Consider the following 7,046-nt stretch of genomic DNA (forward strand, 5'->3'; position numbering starts at 1 on the left):
CCAGTGTCTCATACAGTTTCTCGCCGTGGCGCGTGCCGATGGTCTTCACCTCCGTCTCAGCGTATTTCGGATCAACCTGCGCGTATGTTTCCTTCAAGGCCTGCGCCAGTACATCCAAGGTGGCGGCAGGAGCCTTCTGCACGAACAGGTCACCGTTATGCCCGTGCTCAAACGCATAGATTACCAGATCCACGGCATCGTCCAGCGTCATCATGAAGCGGGTCATGTTGGGGTCCGTTACCGTAATGGGCCTGCCGTTCTTTATCTGCTCCACCCACAAGGGAATTACAGAACCGCGGCTTGCCATCACATTGCCGTAACGGGTACAGCAGATGGTCGTACCGGCTTCCTCACCCAACGCACGGCCCTTGGCTATGGCAACCTTCTCCATCATGGCCTTGCTGATACCCATGGCATTGATGGGATAGGCGGCCTTGTCGGTAGAAAGCACCACCACATTCTTCACACCATGCGCTATGGCGGATTCCAGCACATTGTCCGTACCGATCACATTGGTCTGCACAGCCTGCAACGGGAAGAACTCGCAGCTGGGAACCTGCTTCAAGGCGGCGGCAGAAAACACATAATCCACTCCCATCATGGCACCGTCCACAGACTGGCGGTCACGCACATTACCAATGTAGAATTTTACTTTGGGATTTTGCAGGTGATGACGCATGTCATCCTGCTTTTTCTCGTCACGGCTGAAAATACGGATCTCTTTAATGTCACTATCAAGAAAGCGACGAAGAACAGCATTGCCAAAAGAGCCTGTTCCACCGGTAATCAACAAAATTTTATCTTTAAATCCAGACATAATATCTTATATTAATTCAATCTTATAATTACTTTTATTATCAGTTATAATAGCTTTAAAATCTTCTTTTCTTCTTTGAATATTATAATAGTCTAGTAGCTCATCATTTGAAGTTATTGGAACAAAAGAGGTTAGCTTACTAATTAATTGCGAGAACTCACTATCGAAATCATTGTCTATGTTAAATACAAGTTGCTCTTTATAAATAGGATTAGCCAAACCACCCTTTCCTGAATGAATTAAAATATTACTGGCACATAAAGCCTCTAATGCAGCCAATCCAAAACCTTCATATAATGAAAGTTGAAAATAATATTTGGAACGTTTTAAAAAGGCTATCTTTTCTTCTTCAGATACTTCCCCTATCAATTCTATAGAATCATTCAAACCATATTTATTGATTATAGATTGGATAAAAGCCACTCCTTCCCCTTTCCTTCCTATAATAATAAATCGATAATCAGCAAATGCAGGTATTTTCTTTAATTCAGCAAAAACCTGCAAAGCCTTATCCACCCCCTTCCTTCTCACATTACCTTCATTCCCCATCCATACAATAGAAGTAAATAGATTCTCTTTCGGAATATCAGAGATAAACAGTCTTGTATCAATAGCATGCTCACTATAACTTAACTTCTTCCTCGAGGAAAGGCATTTAACGATATTCTTTAAATCAGATTGTGATACAACTATACAAGAATTAGAAATCCAATAACAGAGTTTAAAAAACAACACTTGAATTCTATAACTGCGAGTAGAAACATAATCTGCATCCAAAGAATCAATACCTCCAGTAAAATAAGTTTTTTTACCCAAGCATTTCGCAAACAATGCAGCAAAAAACGAGTATCGATAAAAATAGGAAAATAAAATATCATATTTCCAAAATAAAAGGCTATCCAATATCCGATTAGACAGCGAAACATCATATCCTAAATCTCCTAACAAAGCAATATCTATCTGATAAAACTTTTGAGTTTTAAATAATTCAAGGGAACCCACACTTGAGTAAAACAAGATTCTTTTTTTCATATTTTAGTGCTGCATTATGAAATTCATTAACCGCTTTGCTTGAATCTCTGAATTTTTATTCTCTAATATGAACTGTCTTGCATGTTTGCCAAATTCATCCAATTCCACTTGTTCTTTATTTCCCCATTCTTTTAAAACAGCAGTAAATGTCTCTCGTGAATTATCTGGTATCAACACCAAATGCTCTTCGTAATCAGCAGGAAGTCCTGGAAGCTTATACATAACCGTTGGCGTCCCTGAAGCCATATATTCCATTGTCTTCGACGGAAAAGAGTACTTGGTAAATTCTGCATCTCCTTTACGAGGATTAACCAATAATGTGGCTTGTTGTTGCATTTCGAATACACGGTTTTGCTCCACAAGTCCCCAATATATTATACGAGAATCATTTTTAGCAGCTACTTCAACAAAAGGTTGATCTAAACCAAAACCGCATATCCATAAAGAAAATTCTTTATCATCAATTTCATTAAACGCTGCTATTAAATCTCGAATACCAAAACGGGTATCCAACTTACCTGTATAAAGAATTACTTTTTTCCTCTTCTTTTGAGAAGTAACTTCTATGGGATTATATACACCTTCCAAAAGATGCCATGGACGAAATCCAACATTTAGCTTATCTTTCATGTGCTCAGTAAGAAGAACGAAAGAGTCAATCTCAGGAACTAATGCATAAATCTGATTAGTAATTTTCTTGCCCAATATCCTACAGAACCAAGATGTATTATCTCCAAAATATTCAGGCAAATCCAAAACAATACAACATACTTCTACATTGGGATATTTATATTTTAAATCAATGGCAGCCTTCAAATAGGGATAAATCACAGAATAAACCAATATTGTAACCTTTTCCTTACTATGTAAATCCAACCATTCAGTAGACTCCTTAATGATAGAACGATAAATGCTGTATTTTTTTATATAAGTAAAATTAAAGAATGCACCATTCACACCTTTCATTGAAGCAAATTCAAATTTTGAACGAGGAAAAAAAGGACTACTGCATCGCATTGGAAAACTCCCTATATCAGGAACATTAACTATATAATTAGGCTTATACTCTAATTTATCATAACCATGCAAAAGTGCTCTCTGAAAGGTTGTTGCACTAACAGATATACGACCTTTGGTTCGTTTATTTATAAGTGGCATTGTAGTAGGTTCACAGAAACAGCCCAAATACAAAACTTTCATAAAATAATTTATAAAGAAATAATTATTTTCAAATATATGATTTAACAAATGTGCCTTTAGAATACTCATTTAAAATGCCGAACAATAGACAGAAAAATGCAAAAAACATTGGAATACCTTCAAGAATAGGTTCAGACACAAACCCGACAAGCATTATAAACGAAAGAAAAGTAAAAGCTAAACGTAATATCGGATTAACAGACTTTAGTTTATAAACTCTAACAAAAGAATAAAGATATTGGCATGTCAAATAAAACAATAACAATAATGGAATGATGCCTGCCACTCTCCCACAGTCAAGCCATAAATTATGTGCATGACCAATTTTATTATTCATATTCATTCCTCCCAATGGATAATCCAACAATTTTGAGCCAACTATCATTAATCTATCAATTCTACCTCCTCCGGTTTCAACTTCATCTGTTTCAAACCGATCAAAGACAATCAATAAATCCCCATATGTCGTATAAATATATGACACAATTCCAATGAGAAAAATTAGAGATATTAACAACAACCTGATTTTTTTTATAGACATACCTTTAAAATTAAATATCAATGACATCAGCATTAATATTAATATAGCCACAATACAAGTTCTACTTTGGACGCGAACTGCACAATACACCGAGAGGAAAGAACCTATTAGAAATAAAAATTTCTTTTTTCTTCCCAATGGAATAAAAATAAACCCTAAGAACGACAAAAGGAACAATAATTTTGTCGTTATTAGCGTTGCAGAAATAAACCCTTCTTCATTATCAATCCCTATTAAAGGAATATTACGCCCCATTCCTATCACAAGAAAACCATTTTCCAATACATCTTTAATTACCGAGACAATAGCTACGGCAGACATAGACAATGCCATAATATACAATAAATTAATTAATGACACATCATCACTTCTCCGTACTAAAAACTTACCTAAAAGATATATAAAGGGGAAATTAATGAAAAAAATAAAAGTCGTAACATACCCAAATCCATCTGAAAATATAAATACAGACAATGCATACAGCATTCCCCACATAAAAAGGACACAAAAGGTTTTATCTATTAATTTATATCCTTTATGAACAAGAAGATAAATAAATGGTAAATAAAACATGTAATATCCATAGCCTGAATAATCTAAAAACATCAAAGCTAATAGTATACTCAAAAAACAATACTTATTCTTATGCAATATCTTCATGTATCATTCCCCAATATCTCACCTGAATTATATTTTCAGAGAATAAATCAATAAATAACTTTACGCGGCAAATAATACCTAAACAACATAGAAAAACATGTCAATGATGTATCTATCGTCCCTACAGCATTCTTATAATCAATTTTTTGTGTAAAAAAGATACTTCTAAGTCCAATGGTATACAATTTTCCATAAGGATAAGCAAAAAAAAGGATTGCTTTTCCTACTTTTTTCTCAAGCTCTTTCCTTGATAAAAATATTTCCTTCTGCATATTATTTTCATATCGCAATTTTGAATGTGACTGAGTATGAAAGCCTATGGTTACCAAAGGATCCTCACTATACACTTTCAGTTCACTATTCCCAATATATCCCTCTTTTCCAATAAAATTAGTAGTAATATATACGGTAAAAGGGATATTATATCTCTTCAAGAAAGGATAAGCATTCATATATGCATCCATCCAGCCATCATCAAAAGTAATAACAGCTTTTTTCTTTTCCGTCTTTTCATAAATATCATCAATACTTACAATTTGATAATTTATCCTTAATTCATCTATTATTTCTTTAAATCTTTCGACCTTACAAAGACACGCAGGAATCTCATCTAACTCCTCATTCGTAACATGATGGAACATAACAATCACACCTTTTTCGCAAAAAAATGCATTAAACCATACAAAAACTCTTTCTATAATTATGTAGAAGCAAGTAAATACTTTATTTACAAACATATTTTCTAAATTTTCTTAATATTAGATCTTTGAAATATTGAAGAATCATTGAACGATTGAAACTCCTTAAATAATACTCGGATAAGAACTGAATTGTTCTTATCCCAAATTTATTATCGCTGAACTCTGACATATCATAAAGATAAATACCATTTCCCTCAATCTCTTGCAAAACATTCAACTCAATAGGTCGCAACCTCATACCAAATGTTCTAATTATCTTATAGGGCATATTACGGCAACTCAACAAATAACGGGCCTCATCTATATTTTCACGATTACCATTCAAATCAATGATCACATCTTTAGATGGAAACTTTGATTTCAATAATAAACACTGAGCATAAGTATCATAATGCACTAGATCTCTAAATAATGGTAAAACATATTTTTTTCGTCCGTATATAAGCTCAACCTGATAACTATTGCTTATTTGTCCCTCATTAGTATGTACCCCTACGTCACTAAAGTTAGTAGAAAGTGAAGTGTAAGGATAAATAAAGAATTTATTGGTTAAGATAAGATATGCCTCGAAGTATTTAGACCAAGCCTTATCCCACCCTTTTATTATCGAATAGGTATCTACCTTATCAAAATTACAGTCCCATTTTTCCAGCCATTTACGAAACGGCTTCCACATACTGTAAGTAAACGTTTCTCCCCAAGTAGAAGTTGATTGATAAGCAAAAACATCATGCCCTATATTCAAAAAATAAAGGGGAAGATTATTAAAACCATTGTGCTCATTTCGATATAATGAAATACCAGCAACATTTACATCTTCTCCATAAGCACTCACAGTTTGTTCAATGTAATCATAAAAAAAAGGAGAGACATATAAATCATCTTCCAAAATAGTAACAGATTTAAAGAACTTACTTAAATCACCGCATCTATATATATGTTCTTTCAATCCCCTCTTTTTCTCCTGAATAATCACATATTTGTTCCCATGAGTCCATTCGAAATTTTCTACAAAATCATAAAGTTCTGTACAGTCACTCTTGTCTATACTTACAACTAAGGGAACAGCTATGGAAGCATAATAAGCCTCCTGCAAACTTTTAAGTAATCGTTTTATAGATACAATGCGGTTATAACCTACAACTACAATAGCATTGTGGTTAATTTCACAATCTGGAATCTGTAACATAATTTACAAATGTTTATTCAAGAGGAATATTTAACAAACATAAGTCTATTAAAGAAAAGAAGAAATGGATAATGTGGAATCACCTTAAAAAGGAGAAGAATTATCGCAATTTTGGAAAAACCGGCATGAATGATACTTTTCCAAATATACGGCAACGAAGCAATCTCTTTTATTCGCAAAATACTCTCATTTTTATCTGTTCGTACATGCATAATCTCATTAAACAAACAGCTATACAAATCCAATGCTAAAACTCTATAATATTCGTGATTTGGGAAATTCTCACCATACACCTCTTTTAACAGATTATATTGCTGCATATGTAGATATTTTTTAGACATAGGATAATTATGCATATATTTAGTCATCAAAGAATTTGGATTCACAAACATGTAACAATAAAGAGGCTCATTAATATAAAATAATTTGCGTACATATTTCAGATAAATAGTTGTAAAGCCTACATCCTCACAATACGAAATATCTTCGTTAAAGCGAATATTTTTATCTTTCAATATGGATGTGCGATACAATTTTGTACCAATACAGTTAATAATACTAGTTTTATGAAGTACGCTAAATGGCATTAACCATTGTTCTATAGTATATAGTCCAGACTTCTTGTACAATTTTGTATCAAAAACAAATAGATTTGGTTTACAACACTTATAAGTAAATACAACACAGTCTATATCATTATTTGCATGATAAATATTCAAGCATTTTTGAAGTGTACCCGGCTCTAAAAGATCATCACTATCTACAAATATTAGAAATTCACCTTGTGCAACTTCTATAGCATGATTTCGAGCCGATGAAACTCCTTGATTAGTCTGATTAAGTACTTTTATACCTCAAATCCGCAACTAAGCTCTTCAGCGTCCTTCTTGCGTCTAAACGTCCTCT

The 7,046-nt window shown here is 33.5% G+C and carries 7 protein-coding genes; all 7 read right to left on the minus strand.

The features are described 5' to 3' along the window. On the minus strand, positions 1–817 hold an 817-nt coding region (locus DWY57_RS20420), incomplete at its 3' end, for a UDP-N-acetylglucosamine 4,6-dehydratase family protein (RefSeq protein ID WP_119962349.1). Positions 818–823: 6 nt separating this feature from the next. Beyond that, positions 824–1,849, minus strand: coding sequence for a glycosyltransferase family 4 protein (locus tag DWY57_RS20425; protein WP_005831337.1), 1,026 nt, complete (start codon positions 1,847–1,849; stop codon positions 824–826). Positions 1,850–1,852: 3 nt separating this feature from the next. Beyond that, complete coding sequence (locus DWY57_RS20430) at positions 1,853–3,049, minus strand: glycosyltransferase family 4 protein (protein ID WP_016274353.1); 1,197 nt, start codon at positions 3,047–3,049, stop codon at positions 1,853–1,855. 28 nt (positions 3,050–3,077) lie between these two features. Then, positions 3,078–4,217, minus strand: a complete 1,140-nt coding sequence (locus tag DWY57_RS20435; RefSeq protein WP_016274352.1) for a hypothetical protein — start codon at positions 4,215–4,217, stop codon at positions 3,078–3,080. An 80-nt stretch (positions 4,218–4,297) separates the two neighbouring features. Further along, entirely contained in the window at positions 4,298–4,987 is a 690-nt protein-coding gene (locus DWY57_RS20440; RefSeq protein WP_119962350.1) for a polysaccharide deacetylase family protein, read from the minus strand. Continuing rightward, positions 4,974–6,140: a hypothetical protein gene (locus DWY57_RS20445; RefSeq protein ID WP_119962351.1), complete on the minus strand. Its 1,167-nt coding sequence runs from the start codon at positions 6,138–6,140 to the stop codon at positions 4,974–4,976. Before DWY57_RS20445 ends, DWY57_RS20440 begins: the two co-directional genes overlap by 14 nt. Before the next feature lie 17 nt (positions 6,141–6,157). Beyond that, complete coding sequence (locus DWY57_RS20450) at positions 6,158–6,991, minus strand: glycosyltransferase family 2 protein (protein WP_262706673.1); 834 nt, start codon at positions 6,989–6,991, stop codon at positions 6,158–6,160. Positions 6,992–7,046: the final 55 nt, after the last annotated feature.

The organism is Bacteroides sp. AF25-5LB (genome assembly GCF_003602965.1).
Classification (GTDB): domain Bacteria; phylum Bacteroidota; class Bacteroidia; order Bacteroidales; family Bacteroidaceae; genus Bacteroides; species Bacteroides uniformis.